This window comes from Citrobacter sp. VF227 (genome assembly GCF_052950715.1).
In genome coordinates, this window is the sequence record NZ_JBRFVF010000008.1 from 85,022 (window position 1) to 108,356 (window position 23,335).

General features: G+C 53.8%; 22 protein-coding genes and 1 pseudogene. 16 read left to right on the forward strand and 7 right to left on the reverse strand.

Annotated features, from left to right (window positions below):
- Nucleotides 1-99 precede the first annotated feature (99 nt).
- The 5 genes from ACU8YC_RS20225 to ACU8YC_RS20245 all read left to right on the forward strand — a co-directional run bounded on the left by ACU8YC_RS20225 (nt 100) and on the right by ACU8YC_RS20245 (nt 5,213).
- Nucleotides 100-1,815 (forward strand): solute:sodium symporter family transporter, encoded by a 1,716-nt coding sequence (locus ACU8YC_RS20225; protein ID WP_003840621.1) that lies wholly within the window; start codon nt 100-102, stop codon nt 1,813-1,815.
- Nucleotides 1,812-3,305 carry a sulfatase-like hydrolase/transferase gene (locus ACU8YC_RS20230; protein WP_187259911.1) on the forward strand — a complete coding sequence of 498 codons (1,494 nt, stop codon included), beginning with the start codon at nt 1,812-1,814 and terminating at the stop codon, nt 3,303-3,305. Before ACU8YC_RS20225 ends, ACU8YC_RS20230 begins: the two co-directional genes overlap by 4 nt.
- Before the next feature lie 99 nt (nt 3,306-3,404).
- Entirely contained in the window at nt 3,405-3,752 is a 348-nt protein-coding gene (locus tag ACU8YC_RS20235; RefSeq protein WP_057101861.1) for a YidH family protein, read from the forward strand.
- Nucleotides 3,742-4,104: a DUF202 domain-containing protein gene (locus tag ACU8YC_RS20240; RefSeq protein WP_121540571.1), complete on the forward strand. Its 363-nt coding sequence runs from the start codon at nt 3,742-3,744 to the stop codon at nt 4,102-4,104. Before ACU8YC_RS20235 ends, ACU8YC_RS20240 begins: the two co-directional genes overlap by 11 nt.
- Nucleotides 4,101-5,213: an anaerobic sulfatase maturase gene (locus tag ACU8YC_RS20245; RefSeq protein ID WP_252838597.1), complete on the forward strand. Its 1,113-nt coding sequence runs from the start codon at nt 4,101-4,103 to the stop codon at nt 5,211-5,213. The genes ACU8YC_RS20240 and ACU8YC_RS20245 overlap by 4 nt, the downstream gene beginning before the upstream one ends.
- Nucleotides 5,214-5,215: 2 nt before the next feature.
- Here ACU8YC_RS20245 and dsdA read toward each other — a convergent pair whose 3' ends face one another.
- Nucleotides 5,216-6,538 carry a D-serine ammonia-lyase gene (dsdA, locus tag ACU8YC_RS20250; protein ID WP_151217113.1) on the reverse strand — a complete coding sequence of 441 codons (1,323 nt, stop codon included), beginning with the start codon at nt 6,536-6,538 and terminating at the stop codon, nt 5,216-5,218.
- Between the two features lie 17 nt (nt 6,539-6,555).
- Entirely contained in the window at nt 6,556-7,893 is a 1,338-nt protein-coding gene (dsdX, locus tag ACU8YC_RS20255; RefSeq protein WP_151217111.1) for a D-serine transporter DsdX, read from the reverse strand.
- A 229-nt stretch (nt 7,894-8,122) separates the two neighbouring features.
- Between dsdX and dsdC the strand changes: the two genes are divergently transcribed.
- Nucleotides 8,123-9,049 carry a DNA-binding transcriptional regulator DsdC gene (gene dsdC / locus ACU8YC_RS20260; protein WP_370620230.1) on the forward strand — a complete coding sequence of 309 codons (927 nt, stop codon included), beginning with the start codon at nt 8,123-8,125 and terminating at the stop codon, nt 9,047-9,049.
- A 77-nt stretch (nt 9,050-9,126) separates the two neighbouring features.
- The gene (locus ACU8YC_RS20265) at nt 9,127-10,209 is read left to right on the forward strand and encodes a cellulase family glycosylhydrolase (protein ID WP_151217110.1); all 1,083 of its coding nucleotides are present in this window, start codon (nt 9,127-9,129) and stop codon (nt 10,207-10,209) included.
- Here the strand turns inward: ACU8YC_RS20265 and emrD are convergent.
- From emrD to tisB, 3 genes are all read right to left on the reverse strand, one after another.
- Nucleotides 10,136-11,320, reverse strand: coding sequence for a multidrug efflux MFS transporter EmrD (emrD, locus tag ACU8YC_RS20270; RefSeq protein WP_151217108.1), 1,185 nt, complete (start codon nt 11,318-11,320; stop codon nt 10,136-10,138). The two genes, ACU8YC_RS20265 and emrD, sit on opposite strands and share 74 nt — an antisense overlap.
- A gap of 193 nt (nt 11,321-11,513) precedes the next feature.
- On the reverse strand, nt 11,514-12,347 hold the full coding sequence (locus ACU8YC_RS20275) for a DMT family transporter (RefSeq protein WP_151217106.1): 834 nt from the start codon (nt 12,345-12,347) through the stop codon (nt 11,514-11,516).
- A gap of 123 nt (nt 12,348-12,470) precedes the next feature.
- Nucleotides 12,471-12,560: a type I toxin-antitoxin system toxin TisB gene (tisB, locus tag ACU8YC_RS20280; protein ID WP_003023909.1), complete on the reverse strand. Its 90-nt coding sequence runs from the start codon at nt 12,558-12,560 to the stop codon at nt 12,471-12,473.
- Nucleotides 12,561-13,082: 522 nt separating this feature from the next.
- On the opposite strand from tisB, the gene ivbL reads away from it, so the two are divergent.
- The 3 genes from ivbL (at nt 13,083) to ilvN (ending at nt 15,271) form a co-directional block, all read left to right on the forward strand.
- Complete coding sequence (ivbL, locus tag ACU8YC_RS20285; RefSeq protein WP_003827118.1) at nt 13,083-13,181, forward strand: ilvB operon leader peptide IvbL; 99 nt, start codon at nt 13,083-13,085, stop codon at nt 13,179-13,181.
- A 107-nt stretch (nt 13,182-13,288) separates the two neighbouring features.
- Nucleotides 13,289-14,977, forward strand: coding sequence for an acetolactate synthase large subunit (gene ilvB / locus ACU8YC_RS20290; protein WP_446895678.1), 1,689 nt, complete (start codon nt 13,289-13,291; stop codon nt 14,975-14,977).
- A gap of 3 nt (nt 14,978-14,980) precedes the next feature.
- Entirely contained in the window at nt 14,981-15,271 is a 291-nt protein-coding gene (gene ilvN, locus ACU8YC_RS20295) for an acetolactate synthase small subunit (RefSeq protein ID WP_151224031.1), read from the forward strand.
- A 1-nt stretch (nt 15,272) separates the two neighbouring features.
- Here ilvN and ACU8YC_RS20300 read toward each other — a convergent pair whose 3' ends face one another.
- Nucleotides 15,273-16,058, reverse strand: coding sequence for a DeoR family transcriptional regulator (locus ACU8YC_RS20300; protein WP_151224030.1), 786 nt, complete (start codon nt 16,056-16,058; stop codon nt 15,273-15,275).
- A 325-nt stretch (nt 16,059-16,383) separates the two neighbouring features.
- Here ACU8YC_RS20300 and rbsK point away from each other — a divergent pair, with 325 nt between their 5' ends.
- Genes rbsK through ACU8YC_RS20315 form a run of 3 tightly spaced genes read left to right on the forward strand, consistent with a single transcriptional unit; the run spans nt 16,384 to nt 19,673 of the window.
- Nucleotides 16,384-17,304, forward strand: coding sequence for a ribokinase (gene rbsK / locus ACU8YC_RS20305; protein WP_003844463.1), 921 nt, complete (start codon nt 16,384-16,386; stop codon nt 17,302-17,304).
- 27 nt (nt 17,305-17,331) lie between these two features.
- Nucleotides 17,332-18,648, forward strand: a complete 1,317-nt coding sequence (gene fucP, locus ACU8YC_RS20310) for an L-fucose:H+ symporter permease (protein WP_151217098.1) — start codon at nt 17,332-17,334, stop codon at nt 18,646-18,648.
- Nucleotides 18,649-18,659: 11 nt separating this feature from the next.
- Nucleotides 18,660-19,673, forward strand: a complete 1,014-nt coding sequence (locus ACU8YC_RS20315; RefSeq protein ID WP_446895679.1) for an aldose 1-epimerase family protein — start codon at nt 18,660-18,662, stop codon at nt 19,671-19,673.
- On the opposite strand, the pseudogene ACU8YC_RS20320 reads toward ACU8YC_RS20315, so the two are convergent.
- Nucleotides 19,619-19,804: pseudogene (locus ACU8YC_RS20320) on the reverse strand (hypothetical protein); the annotation flags it as partial. The gene ACU8YC_RS20315 and the pseudogene ACU8YC_RS20320 overlap by 55 nt on opposite strands.
- A gap of 22 nt (nt 19,805-19,826) precedes the next feature.
- On the opposite strand from ACU8YC_RS20320, the gene uhpA reads away from it, so the two are divergent.
- The 3 genes from uhpA to uhpC are packed head-to-tail and all read left to right on the forward strand — an operon-like array spanning nt 19,827 to nt 23,257.
- Nucleotides 19,827-20,417, forward strand: coding sequence for a transcriptional regulator UhpA (gene uhpA / locus ACU8YC_RS20325; RefSeq protein ID WP_151217095.1), 591 nt, complete (start codon nt 19,827-19,829; stop codon nt 20,415-20,417).
- Nucleotides 20,417-21,919: a signal transduction histidine-protein kinase/phosphatase UhpB gene (gene uhpB / locus ACU8YC_RS20330; RefSeq protein WP_446895680.1), complete on the forward strand. Its 1,503-nt coding sequence runs from the start codon at nt 20,417-20,419 to the stop codon at nt 21,917-21,919. Before uhpA ends, uhpB begins: the two co-directional genes overlap by 1 nt.
- A 9-nt stretch (nt 21,920-21,928) precedes the next feature.
- Nucleotides 21,929-23,257 carry an MFS transporter gene (gene uhpC / locus ACU8YC_RS20335; RefSeq protein ID WP_151217093.1) on the forward strand — a complete coding sequence of 443 codons (1,329 nt, stop codon included), beginning with the start codon at nt 21,929-21,931 and terminating at the stop codon, nt 23,255-23,257.
- The last annotated feature ends 78 nt before the right edge of the window (nt 23,258-23,335 follow it).

Genomic DNA, 23,335 nt, shown 5'->3' on the forward strand with positions numbered 1-23,335 from the left:
GACGTTTTTATTTTATGAAATCTGACTGCCTGACCCGGTGCGCAATACCTCCTGTTACACCCTACAGCTACCGGGACATAATGAAAAAAGGGCTATGAGATGAATACGCTACAAATTTTAAGCTTTGTGGGCTTTACGCTGCTGGTGGCGGTAATCACCTGGTGGAAGGTACGCAAGACGGATACCGGATCGCAACAAGGGTATTTTCTTGCCGGGCGTTCCTTGAAAGCACCAGTGATTGCGGCGTCACTGATGTTAACTAACCTTTCGACCGAGCAGTTGGTTGGTCTGTCTGGTCAGGCTTACAAAAGCGGAATGTCGGTCATGGGCTGGGAAGTTACCTCTGCGGTGACGCTTATCTTTCTGGCGCTGATCTTTCTGCCTCGCTATCTGCAACGTGGTATCGCTACGATCCCGGATTTTCTTGAAGAACGCTACGATAAAACAACACGGATTATTATCGACTTTTGCTTTCTTATTGCCACTGGCGTCTGCTTCCTGCCGATTGTGCTTTATTCAGGGGCGCTGGCGCTGAACAGTCTTTTTCACATCGGTGAATCACTCAATATTTCTCAGGGTGCCGCAATCTGGTTACTGGTTATTTTGCTGGGCATTGCCGGAATTATTTATGCGGTGATCGGCGGCTTGCGCGCAATGGCGGTGGCTGACTCCATCAATGGTATTGGCCTGGTGATTGGCGGACTGATGGTACCCGTGTTTGGCTTGATTGCGATGGGCAAAGGCAGTTTTTTACAAGGTATCGAGCAACTGACCACCGTGCATGCGGAGAAATTAAACTCAATCGGCGGAGCGAACGATCCGTTGCCGATTGGTGCGGCCTTTACCGGTTTGATTCTGGTGAATACTTTCTACTGGTGTACCAATCAGGGCATCGTGCAGCGTACGCTGGCCTCCAAAAGCCTCGCTGAAGGGCAGAAAGGGGCATTGCTCACAGCGGTATTGAAAATGCTCGATCCGCTGGTACTGGTATTACCGGGCTTAATTGCTTTTCATCTGTACCAGGATCTGCCAAAGGCGGATATGGCCTATCCGACACTGGTGAATAACGTGCTGCCTGTTCCTTTAGTGGGGTTTTTCGGCGCGGTTTTATTCGGCGCGGTAATCAGTACGTTCAATGGATTTTTAAACAGCGCCAGTACCTTATTTAGTATGGGCATATACCGGCGAATTATTAATCAACATGCACAACCGGAACAGCTGGTTCGCGTTGGTCGTAAATTTGGTTTTTTTATCGCGGTAATTTCCGTGCTGGTAGCGCCTTGGATCGCTAATGCGCCAGAAGGGCTCTACAGCTGGATGAAACAGCTCAACGGTATTTATAACGTGCCGCTGGTGACCATCATCATTATGGGATTCTTTTTCCCGCGCATTCCCGCGCTGGCAGCAAAAGTCGCCATGGGACTCGGTATTGTCAGCTACATCACCATCAACTATCTGGTGAAATTCGACTTTCACTTCCTTTACGTACTGGCCTGTACCTTCTGCATCAACGTGGTGGTCATGCTGGTCATCGGTGTTATCAAGCCGCGTGCCACGCCGTTTAAATTCCATGATGCTTTCGCGGTAGATATGAAACCGTGGAAAAACGCCAAACTTGCCTCTGTCGGTATCCTGACTGCGATGATCGGCGTCTATGCCGGGCTCGCACAGTTCGGCGGGTACAACACGCAATGGCTGACCATTCTCTGCTACTCAACTACGGCGGCAGTGATGATGTATTTGATGTACAGCAGTTGGCAGACGCGGCGTAACGCGACTGCACAATGTGTCCCTGACGCTAAGGATGAAGCATGACCCGGCCCAATTTTCTGTTCATTATGACCGATACCCAGGCGACCAATATGGTCGGCTGCTACAGCGGTAAGCCGCTGAACACCAATAATATTGATAGTCTGGCAGCGGAAGGTATTCGCTTTAACTCGGCCTATACCTGTTCACCAGTGTGTACGCCGGCCCGCGCAGGGCTGTTTACCGGGATTTATGCCAACCAGTCCGGGCCGTGGACCAATAACGTCGCGCCGGGGAAAAACATCTCCACTATGGGGCGCTACTTTAAAGATGCGGGCTACCACACCTGTTATATCGGCAAGTGGCATCTCGACGGACATGACTACTTTGGGACCGGCGAATGTCCGCCAGAGTGGGATGCTGATTACTGGTATGACGGGGCAAATTATCTCGCAGAACTGACGGATAAAGAGATCGGTTTGTGGCGTAATGGACTCAATAGCGTGGAAGATTTGCAGGCCAATAACATTGATGAGACGTTCACCTGGGCGCATCGTATCAGTAACCGGGCGGTCGATTTTCTCCATCAGCCTGCGCGTGCCGAGGAACCGTTTCTGATGGTGGTTTCCTATGACGAGCCGCACCATCCGTTTACCTGTCCGGTCGAGTATCTGCAGAAATATCAGGACTTTTATTACGATCTCGGTGCGAAAGCGCATGACTCTTTGCTCGATAAGCCCGAGCACCATCGTCTGTGGTCGCAAGCCATGCCATCCCCGGTTAGCGATGACGGGCGCTACCACCATCCGCTCTATTTTGCCTGCAACGACTTTGTTGATGATCAGATAGGTCGGGTGATCAATGCCTTAACGCCGCAGCAGCGAGAGAATACTTGGGTCATTTATACCTCCGACCACGGTGAGATGATGGGCGCGCATAAACTCATCAGTAAAGGGGCCGCGATGTATGACGACATCACACGAATTCCGCTGATTATGCGCCCGCCGCAAGGGGAGCCTATACAGGTAGACACACCGGTCAGCCATATTGATCTGCTGCCGACGATGATGGCGCTGGCGGGTATTGAGAAGCCGCAAATCCTGCCAGGTGAAAACATTCTTGCCGTTGAAAAGCCGCGCGGTGTGATGGTGGAGTTCAACCGTTATGAAATTGAACATGACAGTTTTGGCGGATTTATCCCGGTACGCTGCTGGGTGACGGACGACTGGAAACTGGTATTAAATCTGTTTACCAGCGATGAGCTTTACGACAGGCGTAACGATCCAGATGAACTACACAACCTGATAGATTCGCCACAATTGGCCGACGTTCGCTGCCAGATGCACGACGCGCTGCTGGACTACATGGATAAAATCCGCGATCCGTTTCGCACCTATCAGTGGAGTTTGCGTCCGTGGCGTGCTGATGCCATACCGCGCTGGATGGGGGCTTTCCGCCCGCGCCCTGAAGACGGCTATTCTCCGGTGGTACGTGATTACGACACCGGTTTACCGACCCAGGGCGTAAAAGTGGAAGAGAAAAAGCAGAAGTTCTGACTACAATGCCAGTTGGCGCAAATATCCTTATTTGCAACTTACTTGTAGGCCGGATAAGGCGCTAGCCACCATCCGGCAATGACAACCAGAGGAGTTTGGATGAAGATTTCCCGCCTGGGTGAAGCGCCGGATTACCGCTTCTCGTTGGCAAATGAACGCACTTTTCTGGCGTGGATCCGCACCTCGCTGGGGTTTCTGGCGGCGGGTGTGGGTCTTGACCAACTGGCTCCGGATTTTGCCACGCCGGTGATTCGTGAACTGCTGGCACTGTTGTTGTGTCTGTTTGCCGGCGGTCTGGCGATTTATGGCTACCTGCGCTGGTTGCGCAATGAAAAGGCAATGCGCCTGAAAGAGGACTTGCCGTACACTCATAGCCTGTTAATCATCAGCCTGATTTTAACGGTAGTTGCGGTGATTGTGATGGCGCTGGTGCTGTATGCCGGATAGCCGTAAATCGCGACGGATCGCCGATCCTGGTTTACAACCGGAACGTACCTCGCTGGCCTGGTTTCGCACGTTGTTGGGCTATGGCGCGTTAATGGCGCTGGCGCTGAAGCACAACTGGCATCAGGCGGGTTTCCTGTTTTGGGTTTCAATTGTAGTGCTGGCGCTGGTGGCGATTGTTCTTTGGCGCTATACCCGCAGTCGCAACCTGATGGATGTCAGTCATAGCGATTTTTCTGAATCTCGCGCGGTGCGTGACAAATTTATGATCTCCCTCGCGGTGTTATCCCTCGCAATACTGTTTGCTGTAACGCATGTCCGCCAACTTATGGCATTTATCGGGAATTTAGCATGACAGGATGTCAGGTCATGGCCAAGCCGGCCAGCTCTCGTTGTAATCTCGATTGTCGCTACTGTTTTTACATTGAGAAACCCACTCAACCCGCAATGGATGACGCTACCTTAGAGACGTTTATTCGCCAACATATCGCTGCGCAGCCGGGGCCCGAAGTGATGTTCGCCTGGCAGGGGGGCGAGCCAACTCTTTGTGGCGTAGACTTTTTTCGCCGCGTTGTGACGTTGCAAAAACAGTACGGAGAAGGGAAGCAAATCCATAACGCTTTCCAGACCAACGGAATTTTGCTCAATGACGAATGGTGTCAGTTTTTACGCGATAACGGCTGGCTGGTTGGGATCTCTCTGGATGGCCCGGCCGAGTTGCACGATGCTTATCGCGTTAACCGCAGCGGAAAACCGACGCATCATAAGGTGATAGAGGCTATTGCTAAACTTCGTGAGTATCAGGTGGAGTTCAATCTGTTGGTGGTGATTAACCGCCTGAACAGCCAGCAGCCCGAACAAATGTATCGTTATCTTCGCCAGTGCGGCACGCCCTTTCTGCAGTTTATTCCGTTGGTTGAATATGATGAAAAAGGCGAGCTTACCGCCGACTCCGTCCCGCCGCAGGCGTGGGGAACCTTTCTGAATTCCGTCTTTGATATCTGGGTCAGAGAAGATATTGGTCGCGTATTCGTCCAGTTATTTGATTCAACCCTCGGGGTATGGTGCGGGCATCCGGCGCAGATGTGTTCGCTAAGCTCCACCTGCGGGCATGCTTTTGCCCTGGAAGCGAATGGCGATTTGTATCAGTGCGATCACTATGTCTACCCTGATTATCGCCTGGGTAATATTCATCACACCTCGCTGAGTGAGCTCAATGCCAGCTCTCGGGCTGCGGAGTTTGGTCAGGCCAAGAGAACCACGCTGAGCGCGGAATGTCAGGCGTGTTCGCTGCTGCGTTTTTGCCACGGCGACTGCCCTAAGCACCGTGGCAGAAATGGAAAGAGTGCGATTTGCGGCGGATACAGCGCTTTTTTCAACCATACCGCGCCGCATATGCGCGTAATGCGTGATCTCATTAAGCAGCATCGTTCACCCGCGGAGCTGATGGCGATGCTGCGCTGAGATTAGCGCCCTTTCGCCAGGTACTGCGCCATTTCGGCTTCCGGCACCATACCGCCGCCGGTCGCCCACACGAGGTGTGTGGCGTTATTGAGTTGAGCTGCGCTAAATCCGTGCATGTGCTGATAGTCAGTGGAGGCGCAAACGTGCTGCGGACCGGTCATCCCCGCCAGCGCCGACGGCTCAAGGCGAATGCTTTCTTCCTGCGCCAACCAGCCCAGCATGTCGTACAGGGTCTGATCGTCCAGGGTATACAGACCGTCGAGCAGACGTTCCATCGCCCGGCCAACAAAGCCCGAGGCGCGACCGACCGCCAGCCCGTCCGCTGCCGTCAGGTTGTCGATACCGATGTCCTGTACGGAGATGGTATCGTGTAGCCCGGTATAAATCCCCAGCAGCATGCACGGGGAGTGGGTTGGTTCCGCGAAGAAACAGTGCACGTTATCGCCAAACGCCAGCTTGAGGCCAAACGCCACGCCGCCAGGGCCGCCGCCGACGCCGCACGGCAGATAGACAAATAACGGATGCTCGGCATCCACTACGCGCCCCTGCTGGGCAAACTGCGCTTTCAGACGCTGACCGGCGACCGCGTAGCCTAAGAACAGCGTGCGGGAATTTTCATCATCGATAAAGAAGCAGTTTGGATCGGACTGTGCCGCCTTACGACCTTGTTCAACCGCCACGCCGTAATCTTCTTCGTACTCCACTACCGTCACGCCGTGGCTGCGCAGCTTGGCTTTTTTCCACGCGCGGGCATCGGCAGACATATGAACCGTAACGTTAAAGCCGATCCGGGCGCTCATGATGCCAATCGACATCCCGAGGTTGCCGGTGGAACCGACTGCGATGCTGTACTGGCTGAAGAACTGTTTAAACTCCGGCGAAAGCAGAATGCGGTAATCGTCTTTGGTGGTCAGCAGACCGGCTTCCAGCGCCAGTTTTTCCGCATGGGTCAGTACTTCATAAATGCCGCCGCGCGCTTTGATTGAACCGGAAATCGGCAGATGGCTGTCTTTTTTCAGCAGGAGTTCGCCGTTAATGTGCTGCCCGAACTCTTTTTCCAACCGTTTTTGCATGGCCGGGATTGCGGCCAGCTCAGATTCGATAATGCCTCCGGTAGCGGCAGTTTCCGGGAAGGCCTGCGCCAGATACGGTGCGAAGCGCGTCAGACGCGCGTGGGCATCCTCAACGTCGTGTGCTGTCAGGCCAACATAGGGTAAACCTTCCGCAAGAGAGGTGGTGCCAGGGTTAAACCAGGTTGTCTCTTTCAGAGCCACCAGATCTTCCACTAAAGGATGCTGGGCGATAAGTGTTTGAATGTTTTCCATAGTCAGTCTCTTCGCGCTTAGATAATAAAGGAAAGCAGGAATGTGCAAGCCAGTGCAATAACGGACGCGATAAATGTCGCGGTCGTATAGTATTTGAACGTTTCATTGAGGGTGGCGCCGCAGTACTGCTTCACCAGCCAGAACAGGGAATCGGTGACGATCGTGCAGCCAATAGCGCCGGAACCGATGGCAATAGCGATGATCTCTGGGCTCACGTTAGGGTAGAGTGGCAGCATCGGTGCCACGATTGCCGTCGCGCCCATCATCGCAACGGTGGCAGAGCCTACCGCCGCATGCAGAATCAGTGCGACCAGCCACGCCAGCAGAATCGGGTGCATATGCATGTTTGAGAGGATCAGAGCCAGAGTATCCGCCAGCCCGCTGCTCTTGAGGATAGCGTTGAATGCGCCGCCTGCACCGATAATCAGCAGAATGTTAGCAATCGAGCCAAAACCGTTTTCGGTGTGGGTCAGCAACGTCCCCATGCCAATGTGCTGACGCAGACCGAGAATGTAATAGGCCACGAAAACGGCAATAAACATCGCGGTGATCGGGTTACCGATAAACTCCAGCAGCGTATACAACGTACTGCCTTTCGCCATGTTCAGCTCAGCGACGGTTTTGACCAGCATCAGGCCAATCGGCAGGAGTACGGTAAACAGCGTAGCACCCAGCGACGGCAGCGTACTTTCGTCGCGCACTTTCAGGTCGGAAAACTCAGCCGGTACCGGTTTAAACGGCAGACGGTTACCGAGGAATTTCAGGTACAGCGGCCCACCGACAAGCGAAGCCATTAAACCCACCAGTAAGCCGTAGACAATTACGGTGCCAATATCCGCGCCCAACTTATTCGCCACGAACAGGGCGGCCGGATGCGGAGGTACGACGCAGTGTACCGCCATCAGCGCCGTACACAGCGGAATCGCCAGCTTCAGTAATGAGGTATTGGTTTTTTTAGCAATCGAAAAGGCCAGTGGAATCAACAGCACCACGCCGACTTCAACGAACAGCGTGATACCGCAAATCAGCCCGACCAGCACCATAATGACGTCCGCGGAAAGCCAACGGCAGCGCTGCAGCGTCAGGCCGATGCGTTCGGCCGCGCCGGACACTTCCATCATTTTGCCCAAAATGGTCCCAAGACCAATAACCGCCGCGAGGAAGCCCAGCGTACCGCCAATACCACTCTCAATGGCATTGACCATATCCAGCGGCCCCATCCCCATCATCGTACCCACGAAGAAACTGGCTAACAGCAGCGCCAGAAACGGGTGGAATTTGAACTTCACGATGGTCAAAACGATTAACACGATGCTTATTAGCAGCGTGCTCACAACCCAGATTTGAGAGTGCATAGCTCACCTTGCCCTGTGATTAATATAGGGTTATTGGACAAAAATAAGGCACGGTCTGACAAACGATATAAATCTCCTTTCACATGAGCCAGATTGCATCAAATGAGTGATTTGCGTCTAATTACGCTGCATTTATGCGATATGGTTCACCTTGATTCATCTTTATGCTGATTTTTACAGCGAACTTTTTTACACTCCGGCGAATGAATCAGGAGGACAGGAGGTGAATTTGGATCCCCTACGCGAGGTCAGAAACCGGCTGCTCAACGGTTGGCAGCTGTCAAAACTGTATACCTTTGAAGTGGCGGCCCGGCATCAATCGTTTGCGTTGGCGGCAGATGAGTTATCGTTAAGCCCCAGCGCCGTTAGCCATCGCATTAATCAGCTGGAAGAGGAACTGGGCATTCAGTTGTTTGTCCGTTCGCACCGTAAAGTGGAACTCACCCACGAGGGTAAGCGGGTGTTCTGGGCGCTGAAATCGTCGCTGGATACGCTCAACCAGGAGATTCTTGATATTAAAAATCAGGAGCTGTCCGGGACGCTCACTGTCTACTCACGGCCCTCTATCGCTCAGTGCTGGCTGGTTCCGGCACTCGGCGACTTTACGCGTCGCTATCCGTCGATTTCTCTGACCGTGCTAACCGGAAACGACAACGTCAATCTGCAGCGCGCCGGTGTCGATCTGGCTATCTATTTTGACGATGCACCCTCTGCGCAGCTTACACACCACTTCCTGATGGATGAAGAGATCCTGCCGGTATGCAGCCCGGACTACGCTCGTCGCCATGACCTTACAGGTTCGCTGGTGAATTTGCCGCACTGCACCTTGCTGCACGACAGACAGGCATGGAGTAACGACTCAGGAACCGATGAGTGGCACAGTTGGGCACAACATTTTGCGGCGAATCTGCCGACATCGTCGGGGATTGGTTTCGATCGCTCTGATTTAGCGGTAATTGCCGCCATGAACCATATCGGCGTGGCGATGGGCCGAAAGCGGTTGGTTCAAAAACGTCTCGACAGCGGAGAACTGGTCGCGCCTTTTGGCGATAAGGCGCTGAAATGCCATCAGCATTACTACATCACCACATTGCCAGGCAGGCAATGGCCGAAAATTGAGGCATTTATCAGCTGGCTTCAGGAGCAGGTTAAATAAGCGGACTGCGAATATTTTTACGCGTTCTCACTACACGGAAAGTCAAAAAGCATGCTAAATACGTGATATCACTCCTGATGATTTGCGTAAGGACGACCGTGTTAAAGCCGATAGTTTCCCTTTTACTGTTAGCCAGCGCCACCGTGTGTGCCGCGCAACCTGCGCTGACGGCGGCGCAATATGCGCAGCAGCTTGGCGTTGGGATGGACGTAGACTGGGCACGCACCGATCGGGGTATCCGAGAATTTGATCCGCTGGTGGTGCGGGACTACAAGGCGAAAGGGTTGGCCCACGTACGCATTCGTGTGGCGGGAGAGCCCACAGAATCGCGGCTGATTCATCTGCGCAAGCTGGTAGAAGCCTGTGAGCAGTATGGCGTGATCCCGATCATTGCCTATCAGGCTGATGAATATAAAAAAGACCCCAGTGCCGGTAACGAAAAAGAGGTGGTTAACTGGTGGGTGGCAGTGGCGCATTATTTTGGTCAACGCTCGCCGTTGCTGGGTTTTGACCTGATATATGACCCCTCTGATAAGCTCTACCATAATCAGGCATCGCTCAATCGCGTGTATGACAAAACCATTCGAACCATCCATGCCATCGATCCACAGCGAATGATTTTTATCGCGCCGAAACTGCATGCCGCTCCGGAAGATTTGGCCAATCTAAAGCTGCCGCCGCAAAGTCAGAATACCGTGCTGGCCCAATGGCATATTTTTCCGTGGGGACCGATGAAAAATAACGGCAAATATCCGTGGACATCAGGGACTGCGGCAGAAAAGGCCGCCATTCGCGCGCGTATCAATACCGCCATTCATTGGCAGCAGAAAACAGGTCATCTCAGTTGGGTTGGAGGCTGGTCGCCAGGAGAGACCATCAGAAACCCGCCTTCTGCTTCGCAAATGGCGTTTGCACGCTTTATGGCGTGCGAGCTGAAAAAAGCGAAAATTCCCTATGCTATCAATGCGGATACGCAGTTCTATGATGGTGAGGAGGGGGCCTGGCGTCCGGCGCTGGAGCCGTTGCTGACGACGATGATCGCGCCAGAATGCGAAAAGCCCGGCGATATGCCGGGCCATCATACGCTTAAACCGCCTGTCCCTGATGCGATACGCGTGACGCCAGCGGAAGCCAGCAAACAAAAATCAACAGCCCCATAAGGGTCATCAGCAGACCCAGACTGGCTTGCCCGGTTTGCGGCAGCATGGCAGAGAACCATGCCAGCACGCCGGAACCAATGTTCTGTAATCCTCCAACCAGCGCGCCAGCCGTGCCTGCCAGGAACGGGAAAGGCTCCATTGCGCCGCTGGTTGCCAGAGGAAACAACATTCCGGCACCGAAGAAAAACAGTGCGGCAGGAACCAGCAGCGTCCAGACGTTCATCACGTCAAACAGCCCTGGGATCCACATCATTAAACCCGCTACCAGACAGCAGGTCACCGACTGCCACATTAGCGTCGAGAAACGCTTATTCTGACGACCGGCAAACCATGCACCGAAAAATGCCGCCGGGATGGGCAGAATAAACAGGATACTGACCACCATGCTGCTCAGACCGAGTCGTGCGCCCAACAACACCCCGGAGCAGGCCTCAAAGACCGCAACACCCGCCAGACCACCGATCAACATCAGCACGTAACAGGTGAAAGCGCTATTACCAAACAAGGTTTTGTAGCTGGCGATCAGTCGTGGACGCGGCGCACCCGCAGGGCGCGTTTCCGGCATCCAGCGTGCCATGCTAAACGTCACGCCCGCACACAGAATCAACAGGAAAATATAGCAGGCGCGCCAGTTCCACACTGTGTCCAGCACACCACCAATCAGCGGAGCTAACAGCGGACTGACCAGGATCCCCATGTTTAACAGACTATTGGCGTGGCGCAGTTGCGTGCCTTCGTACAGATCGCGCGGTAACGTTCGCGCCATCACACCGCCGACGCCCGTTCCCATCCCCTGGATGGCGCTGGCGATAATCAGTACCGTCAGGCTATGGGTGGTAATCGCGACAAGCGTGGCCAGCATAAAAATAGACATTCCGGCGAGGATCACCGGGCGGCGCCCTACGCGGTCAGAAAGGGGACCGTAAACTAGTTGCGACACGCCGTAGGTCAGCAGATAGGCGGCCATCACGCTTTGTACCGCCCCTTCGCGAACGTTCAGTTCACGCGCCATATCAGCAATCGCGGGGATATAAATGGTTTGCGCCATCTGACCTACCGCCACCAGTAATACCAACATCAACAACAAATTGACGCTTCTATGCCTTTTCATTTCGCTGATTACTTTTAAAAAAGAGAAAAAAGAAGAATAAGGTGCTGCACTTTCCCGTAAATGCGCGTGGAATCTACCACAACAGAAAAAGAAGGCCAGATAGTGGGCTGGAAAGTTTACGTGATAGACGGCAGGAAATGTAAACAAAAAGCGGCAACAAATGTTGCCGGATTGCATCGGGTTTACAACGCGATCATGATAAGCGGAGTAAAACTGCGCCTACAGCAATGCCTGCGGCTGCAACAAGACGTATTCCGGCAACCTTTTCTTTCAGCAGCAGCCACGCGAGCAGCGCGCCAAACAGGATCGACGTTTCACGCAGCGCAGCGACCACCGCCAGCGGAGCCTGGGTCATGGCCCACAGCGCCAGGCCGTAAGATCCCATCGTACCAATCCCGCCAAGAATACCTTTTTTCCACTGCTGTACCAGATAACGTGACGCTTCCCGGCGTCGGGCGAACATCGCCCAGCTCAGCAGGCAAGAGCCGTTCAGAAAGAAGGTCCATAGCGTGTAGCCCAGCGCGGTTTCTGAAAGCCTGACGCCAGTGCCATCAACCAGCGTATAACCGGCGATAAAGCAGGCGTTAACGAGCGCCAGGATAATCCCGCGTTGCGAACCGCTACGTCCGTTAAATGCCATCCCGAGAATAGCCAGACAGATGGTGGCAATCCCTACCCAGGCGAGTAACGAGAGGCTATCGCCAAGGAACAGGACGCTGATAATTGCGACCAGCAGCGGCGCTGTGCCGCGCATCAGAGGATAGGTCTGGCTCATATCTGAAACCTGATAGGTTTTAGCGACCAGAACGGTATAGACCACCTGTAATGCGGTTGAGACAGCTAAAAACGGCAGGCTGGCGGCAGAGGGTTGCGGCGCAAAGGGTAAACAAATCAGCGCCATAATCGCAGCGGTTCCGCTGACGCTGATCGCCGAGTACAGCTTGTCGTTTCCCGCTTTTACAATGGCATTCCAGCTGGCATGCAGCAGTGCGGCGAACAGCAAAATGCAGAAAACAGAAAGCGTCATAGTGGAATTCTTCCCTGAGAATGTCATAAAAACGTAACACATTGGTACGACACAAGCACCAGGGAGAAGGTGAAAGGGGAGCGGAGTGTTACCCGCCCCCCTTCGGTGCGACTTGAATCTGAGTTACTTAACGTATTTCAGAACAGCATCAAGGAGTTGCAGTGCTGCAACAATGAGTTTGAGGATAAGAATAGCGATATCCACGAGGCTCATACGCTCTCCTTTTGGTACAAGGAGCACGGTGCTGGCGTACCTCGCCGCTGCCTGTTGCCAGCACCTTTGTTGACATAACACAGTGTGCTCACACGGGGTTAAGGCGCTGACGGCACCACCCGTTTCAGCCAGGACTTTGTTGCGCCGGTTTACTCTGCGGCCCCCGCATAACACATTGCGTACCGAGACATTATAGATAAATACTGTATAAATTAACAGTATTTTGTGGACGTTATGCTATTCATGTTCCATACTCAAAACCATCAAAATTCGTGCCGAAATTGCGTGTTCTTCGCAGAACGCGTATACTTTTTTTGTTGACATAACACAGTGTGTTCGGCGGCTACCAACCGCGCCGCGCTGAAAAAAAACCTCGCTCCGGCGGGGTTTTTTGTTTTTCAACTGGGCACAGCGAAATGTGATCCTTGACGCATTTTTGTGCAGATGAAAATTTTTCCATTGTCACACTGAAAAACCTGTGTTTGTATGAATCCAGTTAATCAACAAACAAACAGGTCCCTAATGAACCCTTCTATGCTGACTGCGACCCTACTAAAAACTGCGCCATCTCGCGCAGCGGTCGTCGTGCGTGTGGTGGTGGTCGTCGGCAATGCGCCGTAGGGTCCGGAACAACACACGATTCCAAAACCCCGCCGGCGCAAACCGGGCGGGGTTTTTCGTTTCAGAGACCTGCCCGGAGCAAAGGCCCAGAATAAAAGGACTGGAGCATGGCAAGTTCGGGCATAACATCCAAGCGTACGCGTTTTACGGGCGCAGAATTCATCGTTCATTTCCTGGAGCGCCAGGGGATTCAGGTCGTCACCGGTATTCCAGGCGGCTCGATTCTTCCCGTTTATGACGCCTTAAGCCAAAGTACGCAAATCCGTCATATCCTGGCGCGCCACGAGCAGGGCGCGGGGTTTATCGCGCAGGGGATGGCGAGAACCGATGGCAAGCCCGCCGTCTGTATGGCTTGTAGCGGACCGGGCGCAACCAACCTGGTGACTGCCATTGCCGACGCGCGTCTGGATTCCATCCCGCTGGTGTGTATCACCGGACAGGTTCCGGCCTCGATGATTGGCACTGACGCCTTCCAGGAAGTTGACACCTACGGCATCTCTATCCCCATCACCAAGCACAACTATCTGGTCCGTCATATCAATGAATTACCGCAGGTCATGAGCGATGCGTTCCGCATTGCGCAGTCCGGACGCCCAGGCCCGGTGTGGATAGACATTCCTAAGGATATTCAAACCGCTGTTTTTGACATTGAAGAAATGCCGGAGCCTGCGCAGAAAATGGCGGCGCCGGAATTCAGCCAGGACAGTATTCGTGATGCTGCAGCTATGATTAACGCCGCCAAACGCCCGGTGCTGTACCTCGGCGGCGGCGTGATTAACGCGCCGGGGCGCGTTCGTGAGCTGGCCGAAAAAGCAAAATTGCCTACCACCATGACGTTGATGGCGCTCGGCATGTTGCCAAAAGCGCATCCGCTGTCGTTAGGCATGCTGGGTATGCACGGCGCGCGCAGCACCAATTTTATTCTGCAAGAGTCTGATTTACTGATTGTTCTTGGCGCACGTTTTGATGACCGGGCGATTGGTAAAACCGAACAGTTCTGCCCGAATGCCAAAATCATCCACGTGGATATTGACCGCGCAGAGTTGGGTAAAATCAAACAGCCGCACGTGGCGATCCAGGCGGATGTCGATGAGGTTCTGGCGCAATTGATCCCATTGATTGAAGCGCAACCGCGTGAAGAGTGGCATCAGCTGGTGTCTGACCTGCAGCAAGAATTTCCATGCACGATCCCGCAGGAAAAAAGTCCGCTCAGCCATTACGGGCTGATTAACGCCGTTGCCGCCTGCGTGGACGACAGCGCGATCATTACCACCGACGTCGGTCAGCATCAGATGTGGGCGGCGCAGGCTTATCCGCTGAACCGCCCACGTCAGTGGCTGACCTCCGGCGGTCTGGGAACCATGGGCTTTGGCCTGCCAGCGGCGATTGGCGCGGCGCTGGCGAACCCGGATAAAAAAGTGCTGTGCTTCTCTGGTGACGGCAGCCTGATGATGAACATTCAGGAAATGGCGACAGCCAGCGAAAATCAGCTGGATATTAAAATCATTCTGATGAATAACGAAGCGTTGGGTCTGGTGTATCAGCAGCAGAGCCTGTTTTATAAGCAGGGCGTTTTTGCCGCCACCTATCCGGGAATGATTAACTTTATGCAGATTGCCGCCGGGTTTGGGCTCAAAACCTGTGATTTGAATAACGAAGCGGACCCACAGGCAGCATTGCAGGCCATTATCAATCGTCCCGGCCCGGCGCTGATCCACGTACGCATCGATGCCGATGAAAAAGTATACCCGATGGTGCCGCCGGGTGCGGCAAACACAGAGATGGTGGGGGAATAAGCCATGCAACAGCAGACTCATGACAACGTAATCCTGGAACTCACCGTGCGTAACCACCCCGGCGTAATGACTCACGTTTGCGGCCTGTTCGCCCGTCGCGCGTTCAACGTGGAAGGCATTCTCTGTCTACCGATTCAGGGCAGCGATAAAAGCCGCATCTGGCTATTGGTCAACGACGATCAACGTCTGGAGCAGATGATAAGCCAGATCGACAAGCTGGAAGATGTGGTGAAGGTGACCCGCAACCAGTCCGACCCGTCGATGTTTAACAAAATCACGGTTTTCTTTGAGTGAGTTAGTCGCCGTCTGAGTCCGGAGTGATGACTTTGACAGAGCCGTTCCGGCAGTGGGTTGCGTAATCTGCCGGTAACGGACGATCGCTTATCAGTACATCAAAAGTGGAGAGCGGACCAATGCTGGCGGGGGCGACCTCATCAAACAGGGCGTGGCGCGTCAGTAGAATTTTGCGTAATCCGCGTTCCATCGCTTTGCGTTTGGTGGCCAGATCGTCCGGGTTGAACCAGCTAACGCCGAAATGTTCATGGACGCCGCTGGCGGAGATGAATACTTTTCGTGGGTTGAGCGCATCCAGCGGAGAGGGGTTGCTGGTATCGTAAAAGGCGTCACTTTTCGCCCGATAGGTGCCTCCGCAAAGAATCACCGTGGCATTGGGTTTTTCATTCAGCGCCACGAATACCCGGTGCGAGTAGCAAATTCCGGTAAAGGAAATATCATCCGGGATCATGCTGACGACTAATGGCATTTCCGCACCATTATCAAAAAAGACCAGATCGTTTTCACTTACCAGTCCCGCGGCCAGAATGGCAACCGGTAAGTCGTCGCGATGATACTGTTTTTGCGCAGGCACTGGGGCATTAACGTTGGCGGCGGGCTTGTTCACCATCACAATGTAACCACCGAGCAGCGTAAGCGGTAACGGCTCGTCATCCTGGCTGAGATCCCGACGAATGGTCATCACGGAAACCTCCAGCATTCGCGCCGCCTCTTTCAGATGGATTCTGTCGGTCTTCTTCAACAATTCCATCAGACGTCGAATACGTTCTTTTTGCTTGGTTTCCATGCATACTCTCCACGAATCATGTTCTCATGTTCCTTCAGTAACATTTGTGTGTTTCTGAGAACATGACATTGCTGCATTACTATACGTCTGACTATTGTGAAATAAAAGCGTGTTTTTTCACGTTTTATTGATTACATGCAGCTTATTTTTAGCCAATTGTAAGCAAGTTAATCATTTTGAATGTGATAGAAGTGCAACACTTAGCGGAATAAATAAACAATAAAATGATCCTCCAATCGCGATCCTAGTCACAAATGATACGAAAGTAACATGATAATGTTATTTTAATATCATTGTTGTGTGATTGTTTCTGAGAGGTAGTAAAATGGATATCGCGGTTATTGGCTCCAACATGGTGGATCTCATCACCTACATCAACCAGATGCCCAAAGAAGGGGAAACGCTGGAAGCGCCCGCGTTCAAAATTGGTTGTGGCGGTAAAGGGGCAAATCAGGCCGTTGCGGCCGCTAAGCTCAATTCCAAAGTACTGATGCTGACGAAAGTTGGTGATGATATTTTTGCGGATAACACCATTCGTAATCTCGAATCCTGGGGGATTAATACGACCTATGTCGAAAAGGTACCTTGTACCAGTAGCGGCGTTGCGCCGATCTTTGTTAATGCAAATTCCAGCAACAGCATTCTGATCATCAAAGGCGCCAACAAATTTCTCTCTCCGGAGGATATCGATCGTGCCGCTGAAGATCTGAAAAAGTGTCAACTTATTGTCCTGCAGCTTGAAGTTCAGTTGGAAACGGTTTATCACGCGATTGAATTTGGTAAAAAACACGGTATTGAAGTGTTACTAAATCCCGCGCCAGCATTACGGGAATTAGATATGTCTTATGCCTGTAAATGCGATTTCTTCGTGCCGAATGAAACCGAGCTTGAAATATTAACCGGTATGCCGGTGGATACCTATGACCATATTCGTGCTGCGGCACGTTCGCTGGTTGATAAAGGTCTGAACAATATTATCGTCACCATGGGTGAGAAAGGTGCACTGTGGATGACGCGTGACCAGGAAGTCCATGTGCCGGCCTTTAAAGTGAACGCTGTCGATACCAGTGGCGCAGGTGACGCTTTTATCGGTTGTTTTGCCCACTATTACGTTCAAAGCGGTGATGTCGAAGCCGCCATGAAAAAAGCCGTTCTCTTCGCTGCATTTAGCGTTACCGGGAAAGGCACTCAATCATCTTATCCAAGCATCGAACAATTTAATGAGTTTCTTACCTTAAACGAATAATACTCCTGCATTGTAAAAGGTAGCACTATGAACGATAAAAACATCATTCAGATGCCTGACGGCTATCTGAATAAGACACCTCTGTTCCAGTTTATTTTGTTATCCTGTTTATTCCCATTATGGGGATGCGCAGCCGCATTAAATGATATTCTGATTACGCAATTCAAAAGCGTATTTTCACTCAGCAACTTTGCTTCGGCATTAGTGCAGAGTGCCTTTTATGGCGGGTATTTTTTAATTGCGATTCCAGCATCATTGGTGATTAAAAAGACCAGCTATAAAATCGCCATCTTAATGGGACTGACGCTTTATATTGTTGGCTGTACGCTCTTTTTCCCGGCATCGCACATGGCCACCTACACCATGTTCCTCGCGGCAATTTTTGCGATTGCGATTGGCCTGAGCTTCCTGGAAACGGCAGCTAATACTTACAGCTCCATGATAGGCCCAAAAGCGTATGCCACCTTGCGCCTGAATATCAGCCAGACCTTTTACCCCATTGGCGCAGCTGCCGGTATTCTGCTGGGCAAATATCTGGTCTTCTCTGAAGGTGAGAGTCTGGAAAAACAGATGGCTGGGATGAACGCGGAACAGATCCACAACTTTAAAGTGTTGATGCTGGAAAATACCCTTGAACCTTACAAGTACATGATTATGGTGCTGGTTGTGGTGATGGTGTTGTTCCTGCTGACCCGCTTCCCGACCTGCAAAGTCGCGCAAACGGCGAGTCATAAGCGCCCGTCAGCGATGGACACGCTGCGTTATCTGGCCAGCAATGCCCGTTTCCGCCGTGGGATTGTGGCGCAGTTCCTGTATGTGGGGATGCAGGTTGCGGTGTGGTCATTCACTATCCGTCTGGCACTGGAATTGGGTGATATCAACGAGCGTGACGCTTCAACCTTCATGGTCTATAGCTTTGCCTGCTTCTTTATCGGCAAGTTTATCGCCAACATATTGATGACGCGCTTTAATCCGGAAAAAGTGCTGATCCTCTACTCCATCATTGGCGCACTGTTTCTCATCTATGTTGCGCTGGCGCCCAGCTTCAGTGCCGTGTACGTCGCCGTGCTGGTGAGCGTCCTGTTTGGACCCTGTTGGGCGACAATCTACGCTGGTACGCTGGATACTGTGGATAACGAGCATACTGAAATGGCGGGAGCTGTGATTGTCATGGCAATTGTCGGTGCTGCGGTAGTTCCGGCAATTCAGGGCTATGTGGCCGATATGTTCCACTCGCTGCAACTCTCGTTCCTGGTCTCCATGTTGTGCTTCGTGTACGTCGGAATCTACTTCTGGCGTGAGAGCAAAGTACGCAACAATCTGGCTGAAGCGACGGTTTCCTGAGGAGAACGATCATGACAACACGTATCACGCTGTGGCGGGAACTCTTTGCCGAGCATCCGCGAATCTTACTGAAAAATAGCGATTTCACGGTTACCGCGTTTCGTTATGCCAGCGGTGTGGAAGGGCTGAAGGTAGAAAACAGTCGTGGACATCTGGTTATTCTGCCCTGGATGGGGCAGATGATCTGGGATGCTCAGTTTGACGGGCATGATCTGACCATGCGCAACATGTTTAGTCAGCCAAAACCGGCTGCAGAAGTGGTCGCGACCTACGGCTGCTTTGCTTTCCACTCGGGGTTATTGGCTAATGGCTGCCCGTCGCCGGAAGATTCTCACCCGCTGCATGGTGAAATGGCCTGTGCCGCGATGGATGAGGCCTGGCTGGAACTGGAAGGCGAGAATTTGCGCGTGAGCGGACGCTATGAGTATGTGATGGGGTTCGGTCATCATTATCAGGCGCATCCTGCGGTGGTCATGCGCAAGGCGAGCGCGCTGTTTGATATTCAGATGGCGGTCACTAACCTCGCCTCAGTGGCAATGCCGTTGCAGTACATGTGCCATATGAACTATGCCTACGTCCCGGAAGCGACCTTCAGCCAGAATATCCCGGATGAAGCCATAACGCTGCGTGAGTCGGTACCCGCACATGTTAAGCCTACCGAGCAGTGGCTGGCGTTTAATCAGCGAATTATTCAGGGTGAGGCCTCGCTGGCGCGCCTTAATGAACCCGATTTTTACGATCCGGAAATCGTTTTCTTCGCTGACCAACTGGACAGATACACGGATAAGCCTGAATTTAGCATGATCGCACCTGATGGCACCACGTTCGTGACGCGTTTCTCCTGCGCGGAGCTGAATTATGTCACCCGTTGGATCCTCTATAACGGCGATCAGCAGGTGGCAGCCTTCGCACTACCCGCGACCTGTCGCCCTGAAGGCTTCCTGGCGGCGGAACGAAACGGGACGTTGATTCAGATAGAACCGAAACACACCCGCACATTTACCGTCACAACGGGCATAGCCTGATCGCTCAAGGCTTGAACAGCAAAGCACTTATCGTTAAGGTAAGCGCTTTTGCCGGATGGCGGTATTAATGCCTTATCCGGCCTACAACGGCACCCGCCCGTAGGCCTGATAAGCGCAGCGCCATCAGGCATGTCTTAGCGCCAGGATGAACCCATGATCACCGTTGCCCTTATTGACGACCACACTATCGTCCGCTCCGGCTTTGCCCAACTGCTCGGTCTGGAGCCTGATTTGCAGGTTGTGGCTGAGTTTGGCTCAGGCAGCGAGGCGTTGGCGGGATTACCGGGGCGCGGCGTGCAGGTCTGTATCTGTGATATCTCGATGCCAGACATCTCCGGCCTTGAACTGTTAAGCCAGTTGCCAAAGGGAATGGCGATTATCATGCTCTCTGTCCATGACAGTCCAGCGCTGGTGGAGCAGGCGCTCAACGCGGGCGCGCGTGGTTTCCTTTCCAAACGCTGTAGCCCGGATGAGCTGATCGCGGCGGTGCATACCGTTGCGACCGGCGGCTGTTATTTGACGCCGGACATCGCCGTCAAGCTGGCGGCCGGTCGTCAGGATCCGCTGACTAAACGCGAACGTCAGGTGGCGGAAAAACTGGCGCAAGGCATGGCGGTCAAAGAAATTGCCGCCGAACTAGGCCTGTCGCCGAAAACGGTGCACGTCCACCGCGCCAACCTGATGGAAAAGCTGGGTGTCAGCAACGACGTCGAACTGGCCCGCCGGATGTTTGACGGCTGGTAATGAACACGCTCTGTTCCCGGGTAATCACCGTTGTTGCCTGCTTCTTTATCTTCTCTGCCGCGTGGTTCTGCCTGTGGAGCATCAGCCTGCATCTGGTTGAGCGCCCGGAGCTGGCGGTTCTGTTGTTTCCATTTGGCCTGCGTCTGGGGCTGATGCTGCAATGTCCGCGCGGCTACTGGCCGGTGTTGCTGGGTGCGGAATGGCTGCTTCTTTTCTGGCTGACGCAGGAAGTGGCGCTAGAACATTTGCCCCTTTTGATGATCGGTAGCTTCCTCACGCTGCTGCCGGTGACGCTGATCTCCCGTTATCGCCATCAGCGCGACTGGCGTACCTTGCTGTTGCAGGGCGCGGCGCTGACGGCGGCGGCGCTGTTACAGTCGCTGCCGTGGCTGGGGCAGGGGGAAGCTGCGTGGAATGCACTGCTGCTGACTCTCACCGGTGGATTAACGCTGGCCCCAATTTGCCTGGTGTTCTGGCACTATCTGACCAGTACAACCTGGCTGCCACTCGGCCCGGCGGTGGTGTCTCAGCCGGTGAACTGGCGCGGGCGGCATCTGGTCTGGTATCTACTGCTGTTTAGCATCAGCCTGTGGCTCCAGCTGGGATTACCCGCCGAGCTTTCGCGCTTTACGCCGTTCTGCCTTGCCTTACCAATCATCGCATTGGCCTGGCACTACGGCTGGCAGGGGGCACTGATTGCGACGTTGATGAACGCCATTGCGCTGATTGCCAGCCAGACCTGGCACGATCACCCCGTTGATTTACTGCTCTCGCTGTTGGCGCAAAGCCTGACCGGGTTGCTGCTCGGCGCAGGGATCCAACGCCTGCGCGAGCTGAATCAGTCGCTGCAAAACGAGTTAGCGCGTAACCATCGGTTGGCTGAACGCCTGCTGGAGACCGAAGAGAGCGTGCGTCGCGACGTGGCGCGCGAGCTGCACGATGATATCGGCCAAACCATCACCGCCATTCGTACGCAAGCGGGCATCGTCCAGCGCCTGGCTCCGGAGAATGAGGGCGTGAAGCAGAGCGGGAAGCATATTGAACAGCTCTCGCTGGGTGTCTACGACTCGGTGCGCCGCCTTCTGGGTCGTCTGCGTCCTCGCCAACTGGATGATCTCACGCTGGAGCAGGCCATCCGCTCATTGATGCGTGAAATGGAGCTGGAAAGCCGCGGCATCGTCAGCCATCTTGACTGGCATATTGATGAATCGGCTCTCAGCGAAAGCCAGCGCGTGACGCTGTTCCGCGTCTGCCAGGAAGGGTTGAACAATATTGTGAAGCACGCCAACGCCAGCGCGGTGACGTTACAAGGCTGGCAACAAGATGAGCGGCTGATGTTGGTGATTGAGGACGACGGCAGCGGCCTGCCACCGGGGTCGAATCAGCAGGGATTTGGCCTGACCGGAATGCGTGAACGCATTACCGCCCTCGGGGGGGCGTTGTCGATTTCCTGCACCCACGGCACGCGGGTCAGCGTGTCACTGCCTCAACGTTATGTGTAAGGAGCGGCCATGTTTGCGTTTTTAAAAGCTCCGGCCAACGCGCCGCTCATTACCGATAAACACGAGGTGGATACCCGCTATCGCTACTGGCGGCGGCATATTCTGATCACCATCTGGCTCGGCTACGCGCTGTTCTATTTCACACGCAAGAGTTTCAACGCCGCCGTGCCGGATATCCTCACCAGCGGCGTGCTGACCCGCAGCGACATTGGCCTGCTGGCCACGCTGTTTTACATCACCTACGGGCTGTCGAAGTTTGTGTCGGGTATCGTCAGCGACCGCTCCAACGCCCGCTATTTTATGGGGATAGGGCTGATTGCTACCGGGGTGGTGAACATTCTGTTTGGCTTCTCCACCTCGCTATGGGCCTTTGCGGTGCTGTGGGCGCTCAATGCGTTCTTCCAGGGCTGGGGGTCGCCGGTTTGCGCGCGTTTATTGACCGCGTGGTATTCGCGTACCGAACGCGGCGGCTGGTGGGCGCTGTGGAATACCGCACATAATGTTGGTGGAGCATTAATCCCAATGGTGATGGCGGCAGCCGCACTGCATTATGGCTGGCGTGCCGGGATGATGATTGCCGGGATGGTGGCGATTGTGGTCGGTATTTTCCTCTGCTGGCGGCTGCGCGACAGACCACAGGCGATTGGTCTGCCGCCGATTGGCGACTGGCGGCATGATGAGCTGGAAATCGCCCAGCAGCAGGAAGGCGCAGGCCTGAGCCGCAAAGAGATCCTCACCAAATACGTGCTGCTGAACCCGTATATCTGGCTGCTTTCGCTGTGTTACGTGCTGGTGTACGTGGTGCGTGCGGCGATCAATGACTGGGGCAATCTGTACATGTCGGAGACGCTGGGCGTTGATCTGGTGACCGCCAATACTGCCGTGACGATGTTCGAACTGGGCGGATTTATCGGCGCGCTGGTGGCGGGCTGGGGATCGGATAAACTGTTCAACGGCAACCGTGGCCCAATGAACTTGATCTTCGCCGCCGGGATTTTGCTCTCGGTGGGCTCGCTGTGGCTGATGCCGTTTGCCAGTTACGTGATGCAGGCGGCGTGCTTCTTCACCACCGGATTCTTCGTTTTCGGCCCGCAAATGCTGATCGGCATGGCGGCGGCGGAGTGCTCGCACAAAGAGGCCGCAGGCGCGGCGACCGGGTTTGTCGGACTGTTTGCTTATCTGGGCGCGTCGCTTTCCGGATGGCCGCTGGCTAAGGTAATGGAAGTCTGGCACTGGACCGGATTTTTCGTGGTGATTGCCATTGCGGCGGGGATTTCCGCGCTGCTGTTGCTGCCTTTTTTAAACGCCCAGGCGCCGCGCGACGTCAGCGAAGCGTGATGCACCTCACCTTTTTTCCCCGAGTAGGGCAAAACTAAGAAATTTTCCCGGTTTCACCTGGACGCTGTCTCAGGCGTG